This window comes from Xanthobacter sp. AM11, assembly GCF_047444035.1.
Taxonomy (GTDB): Bacteria; Pseudomonadota; Alphaproteobacteria; order Rhizobiales; family Xanthobacteraceae; genus Xanthobacter.
This window is the reverse complement of sequence record NZ_JBLAOA010000001.1, coordinates 1402336-1426504: the sequence shown is the minus strand read 5'-3', so window position 1 is coordinate 1426504 and position 24169 is coordinate 1402336. Positions and strand designations below refer to the sequence as shown.

At 71.1% G+C, this 24169-nt stretch carries 21 protein-coding genes, 1 pseudogene and 1 riboswitch; of the genes and pseudogenes, 8 read left to right on the top strand and 14 right to left on the bottom strand.

The features are described from left to right. Positions 1-6: 6 nt before the first annotated feature. A complete protein-coding gene (locus ACI7BZ_RS06690; RefSeq protein WP_414116404.1) occupies positions 7-858 on the top strand; it encodes a tetratricopeptide repeat protein in 852 nt (283 codons plus the stop codon). A gap of 100 nt (positions 859-958) precedes the next feature. Here ACI7BZ_RS06690 and ACI7BZ_RS06685 read toward each other — a convergent pair whose 3' ends face one another. From ACI7BZ_RS06685 to ACI7BZ_RS06670, 4 genes are read right to left on the bottom strand one after another with little or no spacing between them, the layout of a single operon-like run. Beyond that, on the bottom strand, positions 959-2926 hold the full coding sequence (locus ACI7BZ_RS06685; protein ID WP_414116403.1) for a MacB family efflux pump subunit: 1968 nt from the start codon (positions 2924-2926) through the stop codon (positions 959-961). Positions 2927-2928: 2 nt separating this feature from the next. Next, positions 2929-4209 carry an efflux RND transporter periplasmic adaptor subunit gene (locus ACI7BZ_RS06680; protein ID WP_414116402.1) on the bottom strand — a complete coding sequence of 427 codons (1281 nt, stop codon included), beginning with the start codon at positions 4207-4209 and terminating at the stop codon, positions 2929-2931. Positions 4210-4225: 16 nt separating this feature from the next. Next, a complete protein-coding gene (locus ACI7BZ_RS06675; RefSeq protein ID WP_414116401.1) occupies positions 4226-5770 on the bottom strand; it encodes an efflux transporter outer membrane subunit in 1545 nt (514 codons plus the stop codon). Next, positions 5770-7986 carry a PepSY domain-containing protein gene (locus tag ACI7BZ_RS06670; RefSeq protein ID WP_414116400.1) on the bottom strand — a complete coding sequence of 739 codons (2217 nt, stop codon included), beginning with the start codon at positions 7984-7986 and terminating at the stop codon, positions 5770-5772. Before ACI7BZ_RS06670 ends, ACI7BZ_RS06675 begins: the two co-directional genes overlap by 1 nt. A gap of 264 nt (positions 7987-8250) precedes the next feature. Here ACI7BZ_RS06670 and ACI7BZ_RS06665 point away from each other — a divergent pair, with 264 nt between their 5' ends. The 3 genes from ACI7BZ_RS06665 (at position 8251) to ACI7BZ_RS06655 (ending at position 11454) form a co-directional block, all read left to right on the top strand. Next, entirely contained in the window at positions 8251-8970 is a 720-nt protein-coding gene (locus ACI7BZ_RS06665; RefSeq protein ID WP_414116399.1) for a response regulator, read from the top strand. Continuing rightward, complete coding sequence (locus tag ACI7BZ_RS06660) at positions 8967-10403, top strand: ATP-binding protein (protein ID WP_414116398.1); 1437 nt, start codon at positions 8967-8969, stop codon at positions 10401-10403. Before ACI7BZ_RS06665 ends, ACI7BZ_RS06660 begins: the two co-directional genes overlap by 4 nt. Positions 10404-10518: 115 nt before the next feature. Then, a riboswitch (cobalamin riboswitch) is annotated at positions 10519-10739 on the top strand. 37 nt (positions 10740-10776) lie between these two features. Beyond that, positions 10777-11454 carry an energy-coupling factor ABC transporter permease gene (locus ACI7BZ_RS06655; protein WP_414116397.1) on the top strand — a complete coding sequence of 226 codons (678 nt, stop codon included), beginning with the start codon at positions 10777-10779 and terminating at the stop codon, positions 11452-11454. Positions 11455-11602: 148 nt separating this feature from the next. Here the strand turns inward: ACI7BZ_RS06655 and ACI7BZ_RS06650 are convergent, their stop codons facing one another. Continuing rightward, complete coding sequence (locus tag ACI7BZ_RS06650; protein ID WP_414116396.1) at positions 11603-12355, bottom strand: response regulator; 753 nt, start codon at positions 12353-12355, stop codon at positions 11603-11605. Between the two features lie 1116 nt (positions 12356-13471). Here ACI7BZ_RS06650 and ACI7BZ_RS06645 point away from each other — a divergent pair. The 4 genes and pseudogenes from ACI7BZ_RS06645 to ACI7BZ_RS06630 all read left to right on the top strand — a co-directional run bounded on the left by ACI7BZ_RS06645 (position 13472) and on the right by ACI7BZ_RS06630 (position 16334). Beyond that, a complete protein-coding gene (locus ACI7BZ_RS06645; protein ID WP_414116395.1) occupies positions 13472-13855 on the top strand; it encodes a response regulator in 384 nt (127 codons plus the stop codon). Continuing rightward, positions 13842-15956: an ATP-binding protein gene (locus tag ACI7BZ_RS06640; protein WP_414116394.1), complete on the top strand. Its 2115-nt coding sequence runs from the start codon at positions 13842-13844 to the stop codon at positions 15954-15956. Before ACI7BZ_RS06645 ends, ACI7BZ_RS06640 begins: the two co-directional genes overlap by 14 nt. A gap of 50 nt (positions 15957-16006) precedes the next feature. Further along, positions 16007-16090, top strand: a pseudogene (locus tag ACI7BZ_RS06635) (hypothetical protein); the annotation flags it as partial. A gap of 115 nt (positions 16091-16205) precedes the next feature. Next, positions 16206-16334 (top strand): hypothetical protein, encoded by a 129-nt coding sequence (locus ACI7BZ_RS06630; RefSeq protein ID WP_414119232.1) that lies wholly within the window; start codon positions 16206-16208, stop codon positions 16332-16334. A gap of 15 nt (positions 16335-16349) precedes the next feature. On the opposite strand, the gene ACI7BZ_RS06625 is transcribed toward ACI7BZ_RS06630, so the two are convergent. The 9 genes from ACI7BZ_RS06625 to ACI7BZ_RS06585 all read right to left on the bottom strand — a co-directional run bounded on the left by ACI7BZ_RS06625 (position 16350) and on the right by ACI7BZ_RS06585 (position 24153). Then, entirely contained in the window at positions 16350-17366 is a 1017-nt protein-coding gene (locus tag ACI7BZ_RS06625) for a YncE family protein (RefSeq protein ID WP_414116393.1), read from the bottom strand. A 62-nt stretch (positions 17367-17428) separates the two neighbouring features. After that, a complete protein-coding gene (locus ACI7BZ_RS06620) occupies positions 17429-18019 on the bottom strand; it encodes an SRPBCC family protein (protein WP_414116392.1) in 591 nt (196 codons plus the stop codon). Positions 18020-18040: 21 nt separating this feature from the next. Then, positions 18041-19027 (bottom strand): VWA domain-containing protein, encoded by a 987-nt coding sequence (locus ACI7BZ_RS06615; protein ID WP_414116390.1) that lies wholly within the window; start codon positions 19025-19027, stop codon positions 18041-18043. After that, positions 19024-19611, bottom strand: coding sequence for a hypothetical protein (locus ACI7BZ_RS06610; RefSeq protein WP_414116389.1), 588 nt, complete (start codon positions 19609-19611; stop codon positions 19024-19026). Before ACI7BZ_RS06610 ends, ACI7BZ_RS06615 begins: the two co-directional genes overlap by 4 nt. Beyond that, positions 19608-20711, bottom strand: coding sequence for a vWA domain-containing protein (locus ACI7BZ_RS06605; protein ID WP_414116388.1), 1104 nt, complete (start codon positions 20709-20711; stop codon positions 19608-19610). The genes ACI7BZ_RS06610 and ACI7BZ_RS06605 overlap by 4 nt, the downstream gene beginning before the upstream one ends. Then, a complete protein-coding gene (locus ACI7BZ_RS06600; RefSeq protein WP_414116387.1) occupies positions 20708-21676 on the bottom strand; it encodes a nonribosomal peptide synthetase MxaA in 969 nt (322 codons plus the stop codon). Before ACI7BZ_RS06600 ends, ACI7BZ_RS06605 begins: the two co-directional genes overlap by 4 nt. A gap of 7 nt (positions 21677-21683) precedes the next feature. Next, positions 21684-22625, bottom strand: a complete 942-nt coding sequence (locus ACI7BZ_RS06595; protein WP_414116386.1) for a DUF58 domain-containing protein — start codon at positions 22623-22625, stop codon at positions 21684-21686. Beyond that, positions 22622-23653 carry an AAA family ATPase gene (locus ACI7BZ_RS06590; protein WP_414116385.1) on the bottom strand — a complete coding sequence of 344 codons (1032 nt, stop codon included), beginning with the start codon at positions 23651-23653 and terminating at the stop codon, positions 22622-22624. Before ACI7BZ_RS06590 ends, ACI7BZ_RS06595 begins: the two co-directional genes overlap by 4 nt. Positions 23654-23829: 176 nt before the next feature. Next, positions 23830-24153: a methanol dehydrogenase [cytochrome c] subunit gene (locus ACI7BZ_RS06585; RefSeq protein ID WP_414116384.1), complete on the bottom strand. Its 324-nt coding sequence runs from the start codon at positions 24151-24153 to the stop codon at positions 23830-23832. Positions 24154-24169: the final 16 nt, after the last annotated feature.

The window sequence follows — 24169 nt, the reverse complement described above, 5'->3', positions numbered from 1 at the left end:
TCGGGCATGGGTGACGAGCGGATTTCCTATAGAACTCTCAAGGGCATGGATGCAGAGGCCCTGCGTGCGCGGATGGCGCCCTCGCCGGCAGACGCCGCGCCGTGGGTTCGCGCCGCCGCCCTCAACGGCATCAAAAGCGCGCAGGTCGCCTGGGGCCAGATGCTGCTCGACGGAAACGGCGTCGCGCGCGATTCCCAGGCCGCCCTGCGATGGTTCCGCATCGCCGCCGATGCGGGCAGCCTCGATGGGCTCAACATGGTGGGGCGGTGCCATGAATTCGGCTGGGGCGTGCCACCGGACCGCGCAGAGGCGGCGCGCCACTATCGCGATGCGGCCGCGCGCGGCCATGCCTGGGCGCAGTTCAACCTGGCCTCGCTCCTGCTCGATGCCGAAGACTTCGCCGCCAACCCCACCCCGGCCCTTCAATGGTTTGTGCGCTCCGCCCGCGGCGGGAATCCGAAGGCCATGGCCATGGTGGGGCGCTTTCTCGAACATGGCTGGGGCCGGCATGCGCGCCCGGCGGCGGCGCGCCGCTGGTATCGCCGCGCGGCGATGGGCGGGGATTATCGCGGGCAGTTCGATTTCGCCCGCACCCGATGGGAGGACGGATGCGCGCAGGAGGCCATCACCTGGTTCGCCCGCTCCATCGAAGCCGCAGTGCCCGATTTCTGCCGCCTGGCTGCGGCCGGCCTGCGGGAGGCCGGCCATCCTGCCCTCGATGCGTTGGCGGACCGCGCCCTCGAAAGGGTGCGGCAGGCCGAGGAGGCCCGCGCCGCCGCCCAGGCAACCGCAGCCGCACCCAAGCCACGCGCCCGCCGGCACCCGGCCGCCGCCTGGCTGCGCCGCCATGGCCTTTAGGGTGCGATCCGCCCATCTGGAGCCGCGCCGCGGTTCCAGATGGGCGGTGAATCGCCCTCTCACGTACTGGATAGAGCCGGACCTGCCCGGCGGGCAGGGGTCAATCCCGCGCCAACGCCGCCACCGGATCGAGCCGCGAGGCGTTGCGCGCCGGCAGGTAGCCGAAGCCGATGCCGATGAGGCTGGAGCAGAGCACCGCGGCGACGATGGATGTGGTGGAATAAATCAGCGTAAAGTTCGAGCCGCTATAGGCGAAGATCACGCCGAACCCGAGCGCAAGGCCGATGCCGGCGACGCCCCCCACAAGGCACACCAGCACCGCCTCGATCAGGAACTGCCCGAGAATGTCGCTGCGCCGCGCCCCCACCGCCATGCGTACGCCGATCTCGCCCACCCGCTCCGACACCGACACCAGCATGATGTTCATCACCCCGATTCCGCCGACGATCAGCGAAATCACCGCAATGGCGGCGATCAGCACCGTCATGGTCTCGGTGGTGGCGGTGATGGTGTTGCGGATGTCGTCGGTGTTGATGATGAAGAAGTCCTTCGTGCCGTGCCGCTGGGTGAGGAAGCGCGTCACCTGCTGCTCGGCCACGTCCATTGGCGCATCGTCGGCCACCTTCACGGTGATGGAGCGCAGCGAGGTCGAGCCCAGGAAGCGTGTCTGCACCGTGGTGAAGGGCAGGTAGATGGCGAGATTCTGGCTGGAGCCGAATCCGCTCTGCTGTGGCGCGACCACCCCGACGACCCGCACGAACACGTCCCCCACCAGGATCACCTGGCCAAGGGGGCTGCCGGGATGGTCGTTGAACAGGGTGCGGCGCGTGTTCTCGTCGATGACCGCATCGAGGGCGCGGCTGCGCACGCTGTCGGCGTCGAAGAAGCGGCCCTGGGCCAGCCGTGCCCCCTTCGCCGCGAAATACCCCTCGCCCACCCCGTTGACGAGGGCGCTCGCCTCGATGGCACCGAAGCGCACCGTGCTCGACTTGGACACCGTGGGTGTCACCGCCGCCACATAATGCTGCCGCGCAAGGGCGTCCGCGTCGGCCACCACCAAAGTGGTGATGCGGCCCGAGCGCGTGTCGCCGAAGTTGCGGCCGGCGAAGATCTCCAGCGTGTTGGTGCCCAGGCTCGAAATGTTGGCGAGCACCTTCTGCCGCGACCCCTCCCCCAGCGCCACCACGCACACCACCGAGGCGATGCCGATGATGATGCCGAGCATGGTCAGGAAGGTGCGCAGCCGGTGGGCGTTCATGGCGAGCAGCGCCATGATGAAGGCCTCGCCCAGCCGGTCCGCGAACGCCCGCCATCGGGCGAGCCGCCCGCGGTGCGGGGCCGCCCCGGCCGCCGCCGAAACGGCCATGCGCGCCCGCGCGGCCCCCCCGGGGCGATCGGCGACGATCTCGCCGTCGCGGATCTCGATGATGCGCTGGGCCCGCTCGGCCACCTTCATGTCGTGGGTGACGATGATGATGGTGCGCCCTTCCGCATTGAGCTCGTCGAGGATGCGCAGCACCTCCGCCCCGCTGCGGGAATCCAGCGCCCCCGTGGGCTCGTCGGCAAGGATCACGTCGGCGCCGTTCATCAGCGCCCGGGCGATGGAGACGCGCTGCTGCTGGCCGCCGGAGAGCTGGCCCGGGCGGTGCCCGGTGCGGTCGGCCATGCCGAGGCGGGCAAGGATCGCCTCGGCCCGGGCGTGCCGCGCCGTCGCCGTGGCGCCGGCATAGATGGCCGGGATCTCCACATTGCCCAAGGCGGTCAGCTCGCCCAGAAGGTGATAGCGCTGGAAGATGAAGCCGAAATGCTCGCGGCGCAGCGCCGCCAGCTCGTCGGGCTCCAGCGCCGAGGTTTCCTTGCCGCTCACGCAGTAGCTGCCGGCCGTGGGCCGGTCCAGGCAGCCCAGAATGTTCATGAGGGTGGACTTGCCCGAGCCGGACGCGCCGACAATGGCCACCATCTCGCCGCGCGCGATCTCAAGATTGATGCCCTTGAGCGCCGCGATGGTGCCCTCGCCGGACGGATATTCGCGCCACACCTGCTTCAGCTGAACGAGGGGCGCATCCATGCTCACAGCCCCCCCATGGGCGGCGGCGGGCCACCCGGCCGGCGCTGCTGCCCGCCGCCCGCAGCGCCCGTGGCCTCGCCCGTCAGCACCCGTTCGCCTTCCGCAAGGCCCGAGCGGATCTCGGCCGTCACCTTGTCGTTGAGGCCCACCTCCACCTGCCGGCGCTCCACCGTCCCATCCGCATGGACCACCCGCACGCGATAGCCGCGCCCCGACCGCTCCAGCGCCGTGGCGGGCACGGTGAGCACGCCCTCGGCGCGGCCGAGGATGATGTGGACTTCCGCCGTCATGTAGGTCCGCAGTCGCCCCTTGGGGTTGGGCACGTCGAACACGCCGACATAATAGATGGCGGATGAAGTGGAAGAGGAGGAGGAAGACGAAGAGGAACTGCTCGTCGTGGTCGAGAAGCTGCTGTCGCTCTTGATGGATTCCGGCGCCGGCTCGATGAATTCCAGCTTTCCCGTGTGGCGCTCGTCGGGCGAGCCGACCACGGTGAACCACAGCGGCATGCCGGGCGCGACCTTCACGATGTCCGCCTCGGAGATGTCGGCGCGCACCGTCATCACGCCCAGCTCGCCGAGGATGACGATGGTGGGCGCCGACTGGGAGGCGTTCACCGTCTGGCCCTCCTGGGCCACGATGGCGAGCACCGTGCCGTCGGCCGGCGCGGTGATCCGGGTGTAGCCGAGATTGGCCCGGGCCGTGTCCACCGCCACCTGCGCCGAGACGATCTGGGCGTCCAGGGCGGCGAGTTGCGCCCGCGTGACCTTGACCTCGGCGTCGGCAGCCTCGAAATCCGCCTGGGAGACGGCCTTCTGCGCCACCATGGTCTTCTGGCGGGCGAGAGTCTGCTCGTTGAGCACCAGCGTCGCCTCCTTCTCCGCCTTCTGGGCCCGCGTGTTGGCGAGGGAGGCCTCCGCCGTGCGCAGCGCATTTTCCTGGGTGACGGAATCGATCTGCGCGATCAGCTCGCCCTGCTGCACCTTCTGCCCCAGCCGGACCTTGAGCGAGACGATGCGGCCGGAAGCCTGCGAGCCCACCGCCACGAGCCGCACCGGCTTGAGCGTTCCGCTCGCCAGAACCGTCTCCTCCACATCGCCGCGGACCACCGGGGCGGTCATCAGCCCGGCGCCGGGGGCGGGGGCGGTGTAGCGGGAATAGGCATAGGCGCCGGCGGCGATGAGGATCGCCAGCAGCAGCCACCGCCACAGCCGCCGGCGCGGGCGGGCGGCTGTGGCGGGGGGAACCGTGCGGGTTTCATCGAAGGGTGGCAGGGCATTCATGGCTGGGCGCGTCCCGTCATTGGCTCGCCGGCGGCGCAAGGCGCACGAAATGCGGGCCGGTATATCCATCGACCACCTCGGGGGCGGAACTGTCGATCATCCCGTCCCAGCCGCCGCCGAGCGCCTTGTTGAGGGCGATATAATATTTGGCTGTCGCAACCCGGCTCTGGATGAGCTGGGTCTCGGCGGAATAAAGCGAGCGCTCCGCCGTGAGCACGTCGAGGAAGCTCGAAGCCCCGCTCTGGTACAGGGAGCGGGACAGCCGCGCCGCCTCGCGATAGGCGCCGGAGGAGATGGAGAGCTTGCCGGTCTTCAGGCGCTGCTGGGACAAGGAGACAGATGCGTTCTCCACCTCCTCCAGGGCGGTCAGCACAGCGGCCTTGTAGGCGACGAAGGCGGCGTCGCGCTCGGCCTGCGCCACCTCCACCGCCGCCTTCAGCTGCCCGCCGGTGAAGATCGGCACGGTCAGGGAGGGTCCGAACGCCCAGCTGATGGAGGAGGCGCGGGCGAGGTCGCCCAGCTGGGAGCCGCTCACGTCGATGTTGCCGGTGAGACTGATGGCCGGGTAGCGGTTCGCCTCCGCCTGTCCGATGAGGGCGGTGGACTGCCCCAGCCGGCGCTCGGTGGCGCGCACGTCCGGCCGGCGGGCCAGCATGTCGGCGGGAATGCCCTGCCGTAACGGCAGGCGCGGCGTGGGGACCGCCCGCACCGCCGCCATGCGGCGCGCCAGGGCGGACGGCGGCTGGCCGGTGAGAACGGAAAGGCGGTGCACGCTGGCCGCCAGCGCCGCCTCCAGTTCGGGAATGTTTGCTTCCGTGGTTGCCACCTGGCCGGTGGCATTGGCCACATCCAGGGCCGAGGCGCCGCCGGCATCGAGCTTGCGGCGGGTGAGCGCCTCCGTCTCCCGTTGCGAGGCGGCGGTCCGGCGGGCAAGGGCGATCTGCGCCTGGTAGCCGCGGGCGTCGGCATAATTGGACGCCACGTCGCCCACCAGCGTCAGCAGCACGGCATCGAGGTCGTCCACCGACGCATCGACGCCGAATGCTGCCGCCTCCACCCCGCGGCGGTTGGCGCCGAACAGGTCGATTTCCCAGCTGGCGTCGAGCCCGGCCTGATACTCGCCATAGCTGTTGTCCACCGTGACATCGCCGCCGGAACCAACACCGCCGCCGGAATCCCCCCGGGTGCCGGAGGCGTTGCCGGTGACCTGCGGAAACAGCCCGCCCACCTGCTGGCGGTAGGTGGCCCGGGCGGCGCGCACCTGCGCCTTGGCCGTGGCGACATCGAGATTGCCGGCGACGGACTCGGCGATGAGCGCGTCAAGCACGGGATCGCCCATGCGCCGCCACCAGGCCTTGAGGTCGGGGGCCGCCTGGGGGTGTGGGGGTGCGTTCGTGCCCCAGTGCGCCGGCAAAGGCAGCGCGGGTGTCTCGTATTCCGGCCCGACCGCACAGGCTGCGAGGCTTGTGGCGAGCAGGGCCGCGGCGGCGAGCTTCAGCGGCCTCATGTCCTGCCGCCCGGCGACGGGACGCGGGGAGAGTGTCTCGGTGCGATGCGACATCAGTCGAACGTGTCCACGCGGATGCGTCCCTCGGCGAGCCAGCGGCCGACCTCGTCCCGCGCTGCTTCGGGCTTCAGCCCGCCCTCGCCGACCAGGATGTCCGCAAGGGCGTCCTCCACAGCCTGCGCCATGGCACGCCGACCGCAGATGAATACCACAGCTTTCTTCTCCACGAGCCACGCGAACATCGCCGCGGCATTCTCCCTCACCCGCGCCTGGACATAGGCGCCATCCCCCGGGTCGCGGGAGAAGGCCGTGTCCAGGCGGGTGAGCGTGCCGTCGCGCAGCGCACCCTCGAACAGGTCGCGCCACAGAAAGTCACCGTCGCGGTGGCGGTTGCCGAAGATCAGCCAGGCCGGCCCGGGCCGCCCCGAGGCGCGGCGCTCGGTGATGAAGCCGGGAAAGGGCGCGATGCCCGAGCCGGCGCCGATCATGATGATGGGCCATTGGGGGTCCGCCGGCGGGTTGAAGCCGGGATGGGGATCGAGCCGTGCCTCGATGACGTCGCCCTCGGCCGCCTCGTGCACCAGGAAGCCGGAGACCCGGCCCAGCTGCGGCGCCCCGTCGGCGCCCTTCCAGGCATGGAGGCGGACGGTGAGGGCGATGCGCCCGGGATCGACCCGGCTGGAACTGCCCACGGAATAGGAGCGGTGCCGTTCGCCCGCGCCGGGGGCAAGGCGCACCAGGTCGCCGGGCCGGAAGGCCAGGTCGTCCGGGCCCTGCAGCAGGATGCGCCACGTCTCCAGCGTGTCGCCCCCCGCCGGACGGTCCAGCCGCTGGCGTTCGGCCACCGTGAGCGCGACCGGGGCGCTGACGGGGGCAAGCTGGGGCAGCGTGCATTTCAGCTCAAGCTCGGCCCGCAACGTATCCATCCACGACACCCAGGCGGCGGACGGATCGCCATCGACCTCCCACAGGGGCACCGCCTCCGCCGCACCGGCCGCCAGGAGCGCCGCGCGCAGCCGGCGGCCGCCGGCGCAGAAATGGGTGTAGGTGCGATCTCCCAGCGCCAGCATGGCGAAGCGAACCCCTTGCAGGGCGCCCGGCTTCAACACCTGCGCCACGCGGCGGGCACTGTCGGGGACCTCGCCCTCGCCGGTAGTGGCGGCGATGAGCAGCACGAGGCGGAAGCGGGCGATCTCGGCCGGCTTCAGCGCCCCGAGGGGGGAAAGCGTGGCCTTCTCGCCCGCGGCCACGAGGCCGTCGCAGGTGGCGGCGGCGAGGCGCGCCGCGGTTCCGGTCTGGCTCGCATGGGCCACAAGGATCTCGGCCCCCGCCGCCAGCGGCCGGGCGCGATTGGCCCGCCAGCGGCGGAACCAGGACACAAAGCCGGTGACGGTAAGGCCCAGGAGCGCCAGGGAGATGAGGACGTTCAAGGTGCCGGACCAGGCCCCGCCCCAGGTGCCCTCATGGATCTGCTTGACGAGGTTGGGCCCGCCGCTGAACGCCGACACCCCGGAATCGGTGACGATGAAGGCGCCGCCTGCCTTGCCGGCGGCATCGGGGGCGATCTGCACCATCACCGTGCCGCCCCGGAACCGGCGCGCCCCCGCGAACCGGGTCGCGTCGAGGTCGCGCGCGGCGATGGTCAGCGCCTCGCCGATGCCCACCGGCCGCTGGGTGCGCGGCAGCTCCGGGCGCGGGCCCACGCCGATGCCGAGGGTCAGCATCACGGCGGTGACGGGCGAGATCAGGGTGAGCGGCAGCAGGCACCAGCCCACCGCCATATGCCAGCCCATGAGGGTGTTGCGGAACCGCAGCCAGGCCAGAAACGGCCCCGCCACCATGATGCCCAGCATGAGGAAGCTCGCCACCTCCACCACGAGGCCGAGGCCAAGCAGAAGCGACTTGTGCAGGCCCTCCGCCGTGCGAAAGATGTCGAGGCCGCCCGCCGGCGCCGGCGTGTGCCGGCCGGTGGCCACGTCCCATCTGCCGGCCACCTTCGGGTCTCGGGACATCACGTCGAGGGAGGTCCCGCCCGCCACGAGGCTCACCGCCCCGATCTGGCCTTCCGCTTCCACCTTGCCGAGGAGGGCGGCGACGGCCGCCACGTCGATCCCGGCGCCGGCGCGCGGGGCGGTCGGTCCGCTGTTCACGATGGGACGGAACGACAGGACCGCGCCGGTGAGAATGATCACCAGGAAGATCGGGGCGAGGATGAGGGCGATCCAGCGATGCAGAAAGATCAGCGCGGACCGCAAAGGCGCGAACGACATGACGAACTCCGATGGCAGAACCGCACGTGCGGGCTGGACGGCACGGGGGCCGGTCTGGCGACAGCTTCGTTCGCGCTATGAATGGACCATGCGCGTCCCGGAAATTTGTCCCGGCGCAGCCGCTTCGTAATCTTTCATCCCGTGTGGCGGAAGTGACATAGTTGGTTACAAAGTCCTGCTGGCAAGCCTGGGGGCACTCCGGTCAATTCGGCCCCGGACGCTTGCGGCGCCCACCCGTCTTCGCCGGCTGAACAACAGGAACGCATGGAACGCACGCCGCACATTCTCGTCGTGGACGATCACCGCGAGATCCGCGAGCTGCTCGCCAAATACCTGTCGCGCAACGGGCTGCGGGTGAGCGTGGCGGCCGGCGGGGTGGACATGCGCCAGCAGATGCGCGCCGGCACCTTCGACCTCGTGGTGCTCGACATCATGATGCCGGGGGAGGACGGGCTCACGTTGTGCCGCCAGCTTCGCCAGGCCAGCGACATTCCGGTGGTCCTGCTCACGGCAGTGGCGGAGGAGACCGACCGGATCGTGGGCCTGGAGCTCGGGGCCGATGATTATGTCACCAAGCCCTTCAACCCGCGCGAGCTGCTCGCGCGCATCCGCGCCATCCTGCGCCGGGCCCAGGGGCCGGCGCGCACGTCGCAGGAGGGGCCGAGCCGCTATCGCTTCGACCGCTGGCAGCTCGACGCCGGCCGCCGCCTCCTGCTCGACGAGAGCGGCAGCGAGGTCCGCCTCGGCAGCGCGGAATTCCGCCTGCTCCTCGCCCTCGTCACCCGCCCGTCGGTGGTGCTCTCGCGCGACCAGCTGCTCGACATCACCGCCGGCCGGCCGGCGCAGGTGTTCGACCGCAGCATCGACAACCTGGTCAGCCGCCTGAGGCGCCGGATCGAGCGGGACCCCCAGCAGCCCGCGCTCATCAAGACCGTGTGGGGCGACGGCTATGTCTTCGCCGCGCCGGTGGAGGTGGAGGCGTGAACCGCCTTGCCCGCCTGGTCTGGCCGCGCAGCCTCGCCGCACGCCTCGTGCTGCTGCTGGTGGCGACCCTCGCCGTCGCGCAGATGGTGCTGGTGCTGGTGCTGCAGACCGAGCACGACAGCATTGTGGTCGGCATCGTCCGCGGCCAGGCCCTCGGCCAGACGGTGACGCTCACCCGCCTGATCGAGATGGCGCCGCAGGATGCCGACCGGCTCGCCAGCGCCTTCGTTTCGCGGAGCGCCTGCGCCTGGGTCTCCACGCAGCCGCCCGAGACCCGCACCCCGACCCGGGCCGAGGAAAGCCTCGCTCACCTGTTGCAGCGGCGCCTGCATGGCGTCGGCAAGGGACGGCCGGAAGTGCATATCGACACCGCCGGGACCTGGGAGCGGCGCTGCCCGCGGCAGCGCGCGGAGGCACTGCCCTGGGTCCGCAGGGGGGGCGACGGCAATGCGCCCCCCTCGGACGGGCTGCGCAGCGGCCTCGGCGTGGTGGCCCTGAGCGTGCCCCTCTCCGACAAGCGCTGGCTCCACATGACCACGCTGGTGAGCCTGCCCGGCATCTGGAGCCGCCCGGCCCTGCTCTCCTTCCTGATCTCCTCCCTCGCGGTCTCCTGCGTCACCATCGCCTGCGTGCGGCTGCAGACCCGCTCCCTGCGCTCCCTCGCGGACGCCTCGGAGCGGTTCGGCCGCGGGGAGAAGGTGGCGGCCCTCGATGTGCATGGCCCCTCCGAGGTGGCGGCGGCGACCCTCGCCTTCAACACCATGCAGGAACGGCTCAGCCAGTTCATGCGCGACCGCATGCGCCTGCTGGCCGCCATCAGCCACGATCTGCGCACCCCGTTGACGACGCTCCGGCTCAAGGCGGAATTCGTGGACGACCCGGAGGTGCGCGCCGACATCGTCGCCACCATCGACGAGCTCGTCGCCATCTGCGAGGCGACGCTGGCCTTCACCCGGGCCGAGGCCACCAGCGAGGCCACCCAGACCGTGGACCTCGACGCCCTGTGTGCGGACGTGGTGGAGGAATTCGCCAGCGTCGGCGCCGATGCGCAGATGAACGAGGGCATGCATGCCCGCTTGGCCTGCCGCCCCGTCGCCCTGCGGCGCGCGCTGCGCAACCTCGTGGACAATGCCGTCCGCTACGGCCGGCGCGCAGAGGTTTCCATCCTGCAGCCCGCCCCGGGCATGGTCGCGATCCGGGTGGAGGACGGCGGGCCGGGCCTGCAGGAGGACCAGCTGGAACAGGCCTTCGCGCCCTTCGTGCGCCTGGAGCCCTCGCGCAGCCCGGAAACCGGCGGCATGGGCCTCGGCCTCGCCATCGCGCGCAGCATCATCAAGGCCCATGGCGGCGAACTGACCCTGGCGAACCGGCCGGAGGGAGGGCTGCGGGCCGAAATCATCCTGCCCACCGCATCGGCGGCCGCGGGCGCTTAAGCCCTTGACGCTTGTCATCCGAAAACTGCGGGGTCGCCTCCTGGCGGACTTGGCGCGATCTGCTCTCCGATCGGCACCGCGGCGGACGGCTTGACAGGGGGCATGGTTCCGGCGCCCTGTTGCCCATGCGAACGGTGGTGCGGATGCAGCGCATCCGCACTGAAACGGGAACGGGGAAAGGGCGCATCTGCGCCTTAAGCCCCGACCGCCCCCGCGACTGTGAGCGGCGAGCGGCCTTCCAAGGCGTCACTGGCACGGGCTTTTGCCCGCGCCGGGAAGACGGAAGGCCTGCTGTGACCCGCGAGTCAGGAGACCGGCCGGACGCAGGGTGTCAATCTGGCGGCCGTCGGGTGAGACGGCGGAGGACAAGGCAATGCATATCGAACCCGGTCTCGTGGACGGCGGGAAAATCTGGCTCAGCTACGTCACAGCGGCGGGCGCCGTCGGCTATAGCCTGAAGCTCGCGCTCGACGCGGCGCGTGAACGCGGGGTGCTGTCGCTGGCGACGCGCAGCGCGGCGGCCACCGCCCTCGTCTTCTCTTTCTTCGAGGTGCTGCCGCACTATCCGGTGGGGGTTTCCGAGGTCCACCTCATCCTCGGCTCCACCTTGTTCCTCATCTTCGGCGTGGCGCCGGCTGCCATCGGGCTGGCGCTCGGCCTGCTGGTCCAGGGCCTGTTCTTCGCCCCGTTCGACCTGCCCCAGTTCGGCATGAACGTGACCACCTTGCTGGTGCCGCTGTTCGCCCTCACGGCGGTGGCGCGGCGCATCATCGCCCCGCACACGCCCTATGTGGAGCTGAAGTATCGCCAGGCGCTGGCGCTCTCCACCACCTACCAGGCCGGCATCGTCGCCTGGGTGGCGTTCTGGGCGCTCTACGGCCAGGGCTTCGGCGCGGAAAACCTCGCCTCGGTCACCGCGTTCGGCGGCGCCTACCTGCTGGTGATCGTGGTGGAGCCGCTGGTGGACCTCGCCGTGCTGGCGGCGGCCAAGGCCCTCAACGGGCTGAAGGGCACCCCCCTGTTCGAGCGCCGGCTTTACGACGCTGCCTGAGGCGGCGTGCCCGCGGGTGCGCTTCGTCTCACCCCATCCCTGCGCACGCCGGCGGTCCTCCCGCCGGCGTGTCTCGTTTTGACAGCCTCCCACGAAGACCGGCGGGCCTCGGTGGAAGACCGGGGCCGGGCGGGCGCCGCCCCCGGCGTCACTCCAGCCCGGCGATGCGTGCGCTGTAGCGCCGGGTCAGTTCGCGCACGGCATCGCTGCCGACGGGCGTGAGGTGAACCCAGGTCCGCCGCCGGTCGGTCTCATCGGGCAGGCGCTGCACCAGCGCCTGCGCCTCCAGCGCCTCCAGCCGCCGCAGCGCCGTGGTGACGGAAGTTCCGGCCGCCGCGCACAGGGAGGTCACCGACAGCCGCTGGCCGGATTCCTGCGCCAGGGCAAGGTCGAGCATCATGTCCCAGGCCGTGTCTCCCACCTTCTTCTCGGGAAACAGCCGCTTTCGGTCAATGCGCATGCCCAGCAGCGCCTTGAGATGGCCCACCGGACTGCCCGCCTGCGCGGCGGTGCCGGCGCGCTCGGCGAAGATCGCCCGGGCCCGGCGGATCGCCGCGGCGAGGTCGGCGATGTCGAAGGGCTTCTGCAGGAAGTCCACCACGTTCAGCCGCAGCGCGGCCACCGCCTTGTCCAGGGTGGCGGCGCCGGTGATGACGACCCCGGCCACCGGCGTGTGCAGCCGCACCTGCTGCAGGCGCTGCAGAAGCTCGATACCATCGATATTGGGCAGGCCGAGATCGGTGACCACCACGCCGATGTCCGCATTGTTCTCGACAATGTCGATGGCGCTGGCGGATGTGCTGGTGCACAGCACGGGAATGCCGGCTGCGGCAAGTCCCTCACGCACCTCCACGAGCAGGTCGCGATCATCATCCACGATCAGGGTGGACGCGCGTTCCATCTGCGTTTCCCGTCCCAGCAACAACGGTCCTTCGGTCATCGGCGAGCTTCAACGCGCCTGCAGGCGCAAGCCGCATCCGGCTGCCCGACGCGCTCCAACTTATTGGATAGAGACGGATGACCTGCCCACAGGGAAACGCCGATGCGATTCCCTGTGGGCAGGTCCGGCTCCAGGCGAAACAGGAAGCCCTGGATGGCCACATTATGGCGGCTTGCGATCATCCGCAGACCCTCAATCGTTTCAACCCCTTCCACCACCAACCCGGACCAGGCCGTGCCGAAAGGGACAGGAGGGCGCGGCGCAATCTACCGTGACATATCCTATTTGGGAGCATGGCGGATGAATGGCGCATCGATCTTGATCTCGCGCACAAGCGGCCGGGAAAGTTGCAGCCGCCCGCGCCGTCCCTCGCCCGGATCGTCGCGGACGGGCCCGCATCGTCCCGGGCACGATGGCGGCCGGGGCTGATGGGGGTCAAGACCGCCGCACCGAAGATCGGCCGAGGCCCTGATCTTCGGATACAAGACTTCACGATATCCATGTTTAAATAATTTGAATGGAAATTTATTTATCAATTTCAACCAATTTGCATGGAAACAGTGCGTAAATCTCATGTAAATACACAATTATTTTCATCATATATTTCAACAATGCTTCATTGATTTCATTCGAAAGGAAAATATATCCAATTTGGATGCAGTTTCGCTAACGTATGCAACTTAAGTGTGATAGCTTCCAACAATTAAGTGCTGGCGACCTCGCATTGAGGTCACCGCCGGCAAGGCCCCATTGCTCGACGCCATCCGCGAAGCGAGGGGCATGTTCACAATCCCGGATCCCGTGCCTAGCCCTGACCGGCACGGGAGGGCGGGTCGGGTGGACGCCAGAGATGGCAACCTCCGGCCCGTTCAATCTTCCCGCGGGGGGGAGGGGAGAGGAAGGGGCTGGATGCGACGGTTCGCAGCCCGCATCCAGCCCCTTCCGATCGTTCCGTGGCCGTGCCACGCCGCCGATGCCTCGCCAGCGGGAGCCATCGGTATTGACGCAACCGTGCAGCGCCTGTCCATTCCAGCCTGAAGCCAACGGCAGGGCCTGCCGCAGATCGACGGTGCTGGCATGAGCTGCGTTCTGATCGTCGACGACGAGCCGGAGTATCTGGACGAGCTTTTGGAAGCGCTCGGCTTCGAAGGCATGTCGGCGGTTGCGGTGCCGAGTGCGGCAGCGGCGCTGGAGGCGCTTGCGCGCGATCCGCAGATCACCATCGTGCTCACCGACATGCGCATGCCGGACATGGACGGCATCGCCATGATCCACAGCCTACGGAAGGCCTTTGCCGCCCGTCGCCTCGACTTCCTCGTCATGACCGGACATGCCGCCGAGACGGACATGGCGCGGGCGATGGCGGCCGGGGTGCGGCGCTGTTTTCCCAAGCCCCTCGCCTTCGATGACCTTCGCGACACCCTGATCGCCCTGCAGGACGGGCAAGATGCGCCTGGATGAGCCCATCGCCGGCGAGGTCCGGCGCCTCCTCGACCCGGTGACCCTCATGCTGGCCTCGCTCATCTTCCTCGTGGGCGTCATTCCCTTCGGTGCGGCGCTGGTGCTTTACCAGATCCAAAGCCGTGCCGAACTGGCGGAGGCCGAGGCCAGCGCACACAAGACCGCAACCTTGCTGATGCGTAGCTTCGAGCAGGTGGTGGAACCCATCGACGCCCTGCTGCAGAACTTCGCAAAAGGCTACGACAGCCGGTGGACGCCGCAGGAGACCTATGAGGCGCTGCGCAGCTTCACCCTGCCGGCGGCCGTCGTGCAACTGGGGGTCACCGACGCCGCCGGGCTGCTGGTCGCTTCAAGCCTTGCACCGCCAGGACCACCGGCGGTGGACCTCTCCGATCGCGAGCACATCCGCGTGCAGATGGGCCGGGCGCCGGCAAAGGCAGACCTGTTCATCAGCAAGCCGGTGCTTGGCCGCGTCTCCAACGAGTGGACCATTCAGCTCACGCGGCCGCTGGGCGATGCGCATGGCCACTTCGCCGGAGTGGTGGTCGCCTCCTATGCCATCAGCGACTTCATCGACTTCTATAAGCAGCTGCGCATCGAGGACCATATGGTGATCGCCCTGGTGGGCCTCGACGGCATCGTGCGTGCCCGCGCCGCCGGCCAGACCAGCTTCGGCGACGATGCGTCGAAAAGCCCGGCGTTCCGTGCCGTGATGGAGCACAAGCAGATCCAGTATGCCTTCACGAGCCCCTTCGACGGGGTGGAGCGCGTCGGCTACATGATCCGCTCCAGCCGCTATCCCATCATCGTGCTGGTGGCCTACTCCCTGGCCTATGTCCGCCAGCAGTCGGCCGACTTCCGCACCGCCATCTGGGGCACCGCGCTCGGCCTCTCCGCCGCTTTGCTCATCGTCGTCATGCTCGGCGGCCGCTACCTCAAGCTGCAGCGGCGGCTGAAGGCGCGGGAGGTGCAGGCCCTGGCCCGCCAGCGCGAGGCCGATGTCCTCGATGCCATCAGCCGCGTGCCGGGCATTGCGGTGATGCATGTCACCGCAGACGGCGCCACGGCGGTGGGCGGCGCCTCCTCCGGGCCGCTGGGCCCCATCCTGCGGTCATTCCTGCGCAGCAGCCGCTTCCGCACCCTCGCGGCGGGCCTTGAGGAGCCGCGGCTGCGCAACGAGCACCTCTCCGACGGGACGCGGGAGCTGGAAGTGGAAATGGTGGTGGCGCCGCTCGCCGGCATCGACGACGAGCCCGCGGGGATGACCCGCAAGGACCTCGTGGTGTTCGCCATGGACCAGACCGAGCGGCGCCTGGAGGAGAACAAGCTCTACCAGATGTCCAAGCTCGCCTCACTGGGGGAAGTGGCGACCGGCCTCGCCCACGAGATCAACCAGCCCCTCGGCGTGATCCGCCTCGCCGCCTCCAATGCACTGAACGGCATGAAGGCGGGACTGCCCAAGGAGCACCTCGCCGCCAAGCTCGAACGGATCATCCAGCAGACGGCGCGCATGAGCCGCATCATCGACCACATGCGCATCTTCGGCCGCAAGAGCGAGGAACAGTTCCAGCCATCCCACCCGCTGGATGCGATCAATGGCGCGCTGCAGATTGTCGGGGCCCACTTCCGCCTGGAGAATATCGAGCTGCGCCAGCACCATGAGGGCGCACTGCCCCAGGTGCTCTGCCGCCAGGACCAATTGGAGCAGGTGCTGATCAATCTGCTGCAGAATGCCCGCGACGCGGTCAACGCGCGCCGTGCGCGATCCGGCGCCGACGTCCCGGGCCGCATCCTCGTGCGCACGTCGTTCGAGACCCGGCCCGGGCTGACGCCGATGGTGCGCATCGACGTGGCGGACAATGGCGGCGGCATCCCTGCGGACCTGATGGGCCGGGTGTTCCAGCCCTTCTTCACCACCAAGCCCCCGGGCAAGGGCACCGGCCTCGGCCTTTCGGTGAGCTTCGGCATCGTGCGCGACCACCAGGGGTCCCTTTGCGTGGCCAATGATGCCGAAGGCGCGGTCTTCACCATCCGCCTGCCCGCCGCCACACCCGACGCCTCCTCCGCGCCCGACGACCTCACCGCCGGCATCCTCGGCTGAGCCGGACCTTGCCCGCGCACCGGCGGGCCGGGCACGGTCGTGCGGGGAAGGTGTTGGCGCGCACCTGGCCCGGCCTGGTGCGCGCCAAGGGCCTGTTCTGGCTGGCGACGCGTCCCGCCCGGGTGGGCGAGATGAGCCTTGCCGGCGCCATCTGCCAGACCGGCACCATCGGCCGCTGGTGGGCGAGCGTGTCCAAGGACCCACGGGCCGACCCAGCCGGACTGTCGCTCCTGGCTCCGGTCCCACTGGGTGCCGGGCTATGGCGACCGCCGGCAGGAGCTGGTGTCCATCGGCCCGGCCGATCCCAAGCGGTTCGACCCGGAGAAGCTGAAGCACCTGCCGGACCCCTTCCCGGTGTGGGAGGCGGTGCCGGCCTGAGCCGGCGCCCGGCCGTTACGGCACCAGCGCCAGGGTGCGCGGGCCGCCGCCGACGCGGATGCGGGCGATCACCGCCAGCGTCTGCGGGTCGATCACCGCCACCAGGTCCGCAAACCATTCGGTGACATAAGCGACGGTGCCGCCCGCCTCCACCGCCACGCTTTCCGGCGCACCGCCGATGCGGCCGGTGGCGATCTCGCGGGGGGCGGCCGCATCGGCAAGGTCCACGAGGCTCACCGTGCCCGACTGCTGGTTCGCCACCAGCAGGCGCGCCCCGCCCGGCAGCAGGGCGAGGCCATAGGGCATGCGGCCCACCGGCGTGCGGACGACGCCATGGCGCGCCTTGTCGATGAGCGACACGTCGGAGCTTTGCACATTGGCCACGGCGAGCACCGGCCCATCCCCGCCGCCATCGAAGGCATAGGGCGCGCGGCCCACCGGCACCACGGCGATGCGGGTGAAGGTTGCAAGGTCGATGACGCTCACCGCGTCGGATTCCCGATCGGCGCTGTAGAGGCGGCGGCGCGCCGGATCGAGGGCGAGGCCGGCCGGCGCCCGCCCCACCGCGAGGCTGCCGGTGGGTGCGAGGGTGTGCGCGTCCAGCCGGTGCACTGCATCCCCTGCCCAGTCGCTCACATAAAGCGATCCGCCGTCGGCATCGGCCACCACGCCGAAGGGCTGGCCGCCCAGGCGCGCCACCTGCATCACCTGCCGCGTTGCGGTGTCGATGCGGGAGAGGAGGCCGGCATCGGGATGGGTGACATAGGCGCTCCGGCCGTCGGGCGACAGGCCGATGCCGGCTGGGGCCGGCGCCACGGCGATGCGCGCGGCCACAGCGCGGGTCCCGGTGTCGATCACGGTCACCTCGGCGCCCGACTGGCAGACCACGAACAGGCTGCCGGCGCCGGCCGGCGCGATCCCCGCGACGCCGAGGAGCGCGCACACCAGTGCGACGAGGCGCGTCCGGCGCCGCCGCAGCCCGCTTCCCCACGACCGTGAACCACGGGGCGCCGCCATCGACCCGCGCAGCACTTCAGCGTCCCCCGCCCGGCCATCGCCCAACGGGTGTCGGTCGCAGACCGGGGCCATTGGCTTCACTTGCCTTCCGCCTTCGCCTTCAGCCCGTTCAGCCCGGCCTCGAAGAAGGCGGTCATGGCGGCGATGGCAGCCTCGTCATTGAGCTCGTCGGGCGGAAAATTGCCGGTGTCTCCGCGGTAGAAGCGCGCCGCCCATGTCACCCGGCTCTTGCCGCCGCCGGCATCGGCCACGGTGAGGGTGGCGGTGTAGAAGCTCACGGGAAGGGCCTCCACATTCTCCGTTCCCAACCGGTAGCCCAGGCTGCGGCCGCCCGCGTCATATTCATCCAGGCTGTCGATGATCTCGCCCTTCTCCAGCACCAGCACGCGTTCGGCGCCGGGGGCGTTGCCGCCCTTGGCCTTCACCGCCTTCACCAGGGGATGCCAGCCGCCGATGCCGGCAAAGTCGCCGGCCAGCTTCCACACCGCATCCGAGCTGGCGGCGATGGTCACCTCGACCTCGGCCTTCTGGGGGGTGGGGCCGTGGGCAAGAGCGGGCGCGCCGGCCAGCAGCAGGGCGAAGGCGAGGCACAGGCCACGGCACAGGGCGCGGCGGGTGGGCAAAGGGCGCGACGGCACGGGGCGCGATGGCAAGGCGGGCGAGATCATGAAGCGGTGTTCCTTCGTTCGTCACGAATGGCGCGGAGCGCGGCGCAGCGGGGCCAGCAGCGGCGCCGCATAGAGGCTGGCGAGCAGAAGCAGGGCGAGGGCCGCCGGCAGCGGCGCGGTCTCGCGCTGCGCGGGCACCGGCCGCGGCCGCGCCGCGGTCTCCAGGGCCGCCAGCAGGGTGCCGGCATCGCCCAGCGGCGCGTAGGCAAGGCCGGTGACGGCGGCGAGGTCGGAAAGATAAGCGGTGCGCACCGCGCTCAGATGCTCCTCGCCCGCCGCCGCGTCGGCACCCCAGGGCGCATTGCGCGGATGCCAGCCCTCGCGGCCGGCGGCGCCCTCCGGCGGCAGGCCGTGGCGGTTCTCGTGGGGCACGTCGGCGGCGGAATAAAAACCGATCTCCCGCCCGTCCCGGTCGAATTTGGGGATGGGGGCCGGCGTCGGCCCGCCCACGCCCACGATGAGGCCGCGCACCGCGCCCAGCTCGCCGGGAAAGGGCGGCCGGCCGGAAGCCGGCAGGGGCGGCGCCTCCTGCCCGTCGGTGAAGAAGGCAAGGTCGGCCTGCAGCGGCGCCGCCAGGGCGAGGGCGGAGTAAAGGCCCGAGGCCACATAGCTGTCGCCCTCCCACGCCATGCGCCAGTCCAGCGCCGCGATGGCGCGGTCCAGCGGCTCGAAATCGGCGCAGGTGGACACCGGCTCGAACAAAAGGAAGCTGCGCCGCTCGGTGAAGATGGCAAGCCCCAGCCGCGAGCCGCACGGCAGCCGGGCCGCCAGCGCCCGCAACTGCGCCTTCACCTCATCGAGGCGGGAGACGGGGCGCCCCCCGCGGGCATAGTCCCGCACATTCATGGAGCCGGTGACATCCACCACCGCCAGGAGGTCATAGGCGGTGGCGCGGGTGGCCACGCGGGGGGCGAACAGCGCCACCGCGGCCAGGAGGGTGGCGGCGAGAAGGCACAGGGCGCGCGGGTCCCGCCACACGGTGCGGCCGGCGCGGCCGCGGGCAGTCATGGCAGCCCCCGGGGCAGGCCGGGCAGGTCGGTCCACAGCCGCTTCGGCGCCTCCTGCGTCTCGTCCTGCGCGCTGCCCTCGATCTGAGGAAAGTCGCGCACCAGCCGCATGGCCACGTCCAGATTGTACTTGCCGTCATAGAAGCCGGGATCGCGGGTGAGCGCCGCGCGATAGGCCGCCTTGGCCAGGCGCACCTGCGGCACGGCGGGGTCGATCTGCATCCGCTCCAGATGGGAAATGGCGAGGGCAAGCCGCGCATTGGCCAGGTCGTACAGCGCCGCCACGGCAATCGCCGGCTCGCCCGTGCGGGCGATGCGGTCCACCAGCGGCTGCGCCTCGTCCAGCCGGTCGCGGATCATCAGGAAATGGGCCCGCGCCAGCAGCACCCGGGCCGGCGCCGTATCCACCACCGGCAGGTCGCGGCCGGCGGCAAGGCCGGCGATGGTGCGGTTCCAGCCCGCATGGAAGGCCAGCCGCGCCACGGTGACGGCGAACAGGCCGGCGGCCGAAAGCAGCAGTGCCGCCAGAAGCAGGGTGAGCGGCCGGCGCAGCCGCGCCGGGTCGAGGCCCGGGCTCAGGCTCATGCCGCCCTCCCTGCGTCCTGCCGGGCCGGCGGCACGGCCACCGCCCCAGCGCGCCCATCCATCGTGGCGGAAACCCGTGCCGTGCCGAGCCCGCGCTCGGCCAGCTTGGCCAGCAGCAGAAGAAGGCTGGCGCCGGTGGCCAGCGCCCAGCACCAGCGGGCAAGGTCGCGGCGGGGAATGCGCTCCTCATAGGCCAGCGGCGCGGTCTCCTGCCGGTCGATCTCGGCGAAGGCGTCGCCCACCGCCGCCGCGCTCTCCGCCTCGAACGCGCGGTAAGGCACGCCGAGGCTGGCGAGGAACAGGTTCAGGTGCCGCTCGGGCATGGCCTGGGGCGTGTCCTCGCCCGGGGTGCGCGGCGCCTCGAAGATGCCGCGCGCGCCCCGGGTGCGCAGGAACAGCCAGTAGAGGCGCAGCGGCTGGCGCTTCACCGCATCGCGCAGCGCCGCCTGCACCCGCGGGTCGATGACCGCCGCCCCGTCGGACACCAGCAGCACCGCGCGGGAGGCCCCGCTGCGGTCGCCCTCGAACTGGGACAGGGCCAGCGCCAGCCCGCGCCCCACATCGGTGAGGGCGAGCCCCGGCCGGTCGATGGCCGCCACCGCCGCCGCCACTGCGTCGTGATGGTCGGTGAGGGGCAGCACCGGCATGGGCGAGGTGGAAAAGGCCGCCACGCCCATGCGGTCGCGCGGGCGGCGGGCCAGGAAATCCATCAGCAGGCGCTTGGCCGCGGTGGATTTGGATTCCTCCCCCTGCCCCGGCTGGCGATCGGCAAAGGTGTTGTCCATGCTGGCCGAGCGGTCGATGAGCAGCACCAGGTGGGCGCCGCTGCCCTGCCGCGTCACCATCTGCGCCCGCAGATGCAGGCCGGCGAGCCCCAGCACCAGGGCGGCGAGGGCGAGGGCGCCGAGGCCGCGCAGGGCAAGGGACACCGCAGCGGAAAGCGAATCGCGCGGCAGCGGCGCCAGGGCCGGCACCGGTTGCCCCCGCAAGGGCGTCGCCACCAGCGGCAGCAGCGCCAGCGCGAGGGCGAGGAGCACCAGCGGATGATCCACCGCGAGGCCGGCGGGCAGGCTTTCGGCGAGGTTCACCAAGTCCGTCATGGCGCAGCGCTCCCGGCCACCGTGCCCGCCGCCGGCGTCCGCCGCGGCATCACCGCGCCGCGCTCCGCCGCCGCCAGCCCCCGGGCCAGGGCGGCAAGGTCCGCCGGCGCAAAGGCGGCGCAAGCGGCCGCCGCGCCGTCGCCGAAGAAGGCGATGCGCGAGGCGGCGAAGAAGCGGGCGACGCCCTCCCCCTCCCGCGCAAGGTCCGGCCGGGCGGCGAGGAAGGCCGGCACGTCGTCGGCCAGCAGCCGCCGCCCGGCGGCCGCATCGAACGCCCGGTGCAGCTCCAAAAGGGCGGCGGAATAAGCGTCGGCCGCCCCGCCTTGGGCGGCCGCCGCAAGCCGGACGATGCGCCGCGCGGCGACCACGAAGGGCAGCCGGCGCCGCGCGAACGGCCCCCATCCCCGCAGCAGCGCGAGGCCGAGGAGGCACAGGCCCGCAAGCCCGCCCCAGAGCGCCGCAAGGCCGGCATCGGCGCCGACCGCGAACGGCGGCGGCGGAAGATCCGGCTGCAGCGCCATGGGGTTGGCCGCCCGGCTGGCGGCGATCTCCCGCAGCGGCGAGGACACGAAGGTCCATTCCGGCACGCTGAGCGCCAGCCGCTCCGCGTCCTTGCGCGCCACGAGGGCGATGGCCGGCACGGTGAGCGCGCGGGGCTCCAGCGGCGCATAGAAGGTCTGGTAGGTCAGCTTCAGCCCGTAGGAGAGGCCGCCATCCACCGCCGGGCGCGGCTCCAGCCTCACCCGCGTGAGGTCGAGCCAGTAGGTGACGGGGCGCACCCGCGGCAGGGAGGCGGCATCCAGCACGAAGCCGGGATCGAGGGTGATCACCGCCTCATGCTCGATGGTGTCGCCGATGAGATAGCCGAACGCCCGCGGGGCGAACAGCTCCACCGTGGCCGCGCGCGCCGCCGTGGCGGCGGAAAGCACCGCGCAGAGGAGAAGGAAGGCCGCCCGCCGCGCCATCGCCGCCTCACCGGCCGCCGAGGAAATGGACGAGGGCTTCGCCGTCGAAGCGGTCCAGCAGATGGAAGGCGGGCAGCCCGCGCGCGGCGAACAGCGCCTCCAGCCCCGCCAGGCGCTGCTCCGCCTCCCGACGCCAGCGGGCGCGCAGGGACGGGCGCAGCACCACCAGCCGGCGGGCGCCGGTTTCCGCATCGCGCGCGTCCATCAGGCCGAAGGCCGGCACGTCCCCTTCCGCCCGGCTGTCGCGCACCACCACCGGCACCACGTCGTGCGCCACCAGCGCATCGAGGACGAGGGCGATGTCGGCGGGGGGCATGAGGAAATCGGAGACGAGGAACACCATGCCGCGGCGCCGGGGCAGGCGCTCGACGGCGGCGGCCAGCCCGCGGGCGCTGCGTGCCTGGACGCCGGCCGCGCGGCCGCAGGCGATGACGGCGCCGAACACCTGCTGCGCCACCCCGCGGCGGCGCACCGGGGGAAAGGCTAGGTCGGCGCGCACCTGGGCATCGGCGGCGGCCAGGGTGAAGCTGTCGCCCGCGGCTTCCGCCGCCGCGGCGATGGCGGCGCAGAAGGTGGCCACCGCCATGTTGGCGCCGTCGAACCCCATGGAGGCGGAAACATCCACCAGCACCCCCACGGTGACGGCGCGGCGCGGCGCGAAGGCGCGCACCCGCACCGCCTCGAACGGGTCGCGCGCCAGCGCCCGCACGTCGATGCGCCGCGGGTCGGGCCGGTCGATGAGCGAGACCAGGCGGCGGAACGCCCCTTCCCCGCCCTCCCCGGCGGCACCATGGACGCCCGGGCGCAGCCCGCCGACGCGCCAGCGCAGGCGATAGGCCAGCGCCGCCATGTCGGCCACCACCGCCGCGTCGAGCCCCGGCGCGCCTTCGGCGGCATCCGCTGGCGGGGGCGCGCGCCCGGGCGTGGCGCCGAAGCCGGCGCCCCTCATGGCGCCGGCACCCGCTCGAAGGCGGTGGCGCACAGGGCGGCGGCGATCGGCTCGCGCCGCATCTCATAAACCGGATCGAAGAAGATGCGGTGGGCCATCACCTCGGGGAAGACCGCGCGCAGGTCCTCCGGCACGATCATGTCGCGCCCCTCCAGCCACGCCCGCACCCGCGCGGCCCGCACCAGGAAGGACATGCCGCGCGGGCTCGCGCCGCCCCGCACCAGCCGGTCCATGTCGATGCCGGGCAAGGCGATGCCCACCTGCGCCGGGGTGCGCACCGCGTCCCACAACGCGGCGGTGTAGGTCTCGATGGCCGCGCTTGCCTTCACCCGCTCCTGGATGGCGCGGGCGACGGCGCAAAGGCGGGTATGGTCGATGATGCCTTCGCGCACCGAGGCCACCAGCCGGTCGGTGTCGTGGAAGCGCGGATCGAAGATGAGGGCGCGGCGCGCCTCACGCCCCTCCGGCACCGCCACCTGCACTTCCATGAAGAAGCGGTCGCGGGCGGCGGCGGGCAGCTCGAAGGTTTCTTCCCGCTCCACCCGGTTGCGGTCGGCGAACACCTGGAGATGGGGGAACACATGCTCGCGGCCGAAGGCGGAGACGGTGCCCTCCGCCATCAGGCGCAGCAGCAGGGAATGCACCTGCGGGCGGGCGCGGTTGATCTCGTTGAAGAAGAAGATGGAGAGGTCCGCGCCACGCTTCAGCAGCGGCCCGGGGTCCACCCGCGGCCGGCCGTCGTCGCCGATGCGCGCATCATAGACGAGGTCGGACGGCATCAGGTCGATGGTGCCTTCCACCCGCTCGTAGGCGCCGCCGATGGCGCGCGCGATGGCCCGCAGCAAGGTGGTCTTGCCCACGCCCACGTCGCCTTCCAGCAGCACGTGGCCGCGGGCGAACACGGCGATGAGCAGCAGCCGCACCACCCGTTCCTGGCCCAGCACCACCTTGGCCACCTCCGCCTCCAGGGCGAGGGCGCGGCCGCGCCAGTCCGCGATCATCTCGTCCGTGCCGGCGAAGGCGTGCATGGGGGTTCCGGCCTTGCAGTCGCAGGTGAGGTGAAAAGGGCGCAGCCGCCGGGGGCGGAGACAGGCCCCGCACGGGTATCCCGGCAGGCCGCGCCAGTTGGCCCACCATCCATCGGAGGATTGCCCGGCGAAGCATAAGTGGCCTTGCCTAGCTGGTGGGATCGGTTGCGGCGTCGTCAGTTGGACGGAATCTTGCTCACGTCGTAGACGAACTGGCCGGTCTTCTGAAAATACTCCACCCGCTTCTTGTTGCGCTCTTCCATGGCGGTGATGGACTGGGACTGCTTGCTCAGTTCCGCCGGATTGTGCTTGGGATCGTACTTCGAGCCCGCAACCTTGTCGGGGTAGCCCGGCTTCGGCTCCCAGCAATTGCCGGGCGCCTTGCACTTGGTGCCGTCATAGGCCAAAGCGCCGGATGCGGCGACCAGCCCGCCGGAAACGGCGAGCGTGGCGGCCACGAGGGTGGATGCGAAACGGCGGCGGTGATCGGTCCTGGTCATGCCTGATTTCCTCCCC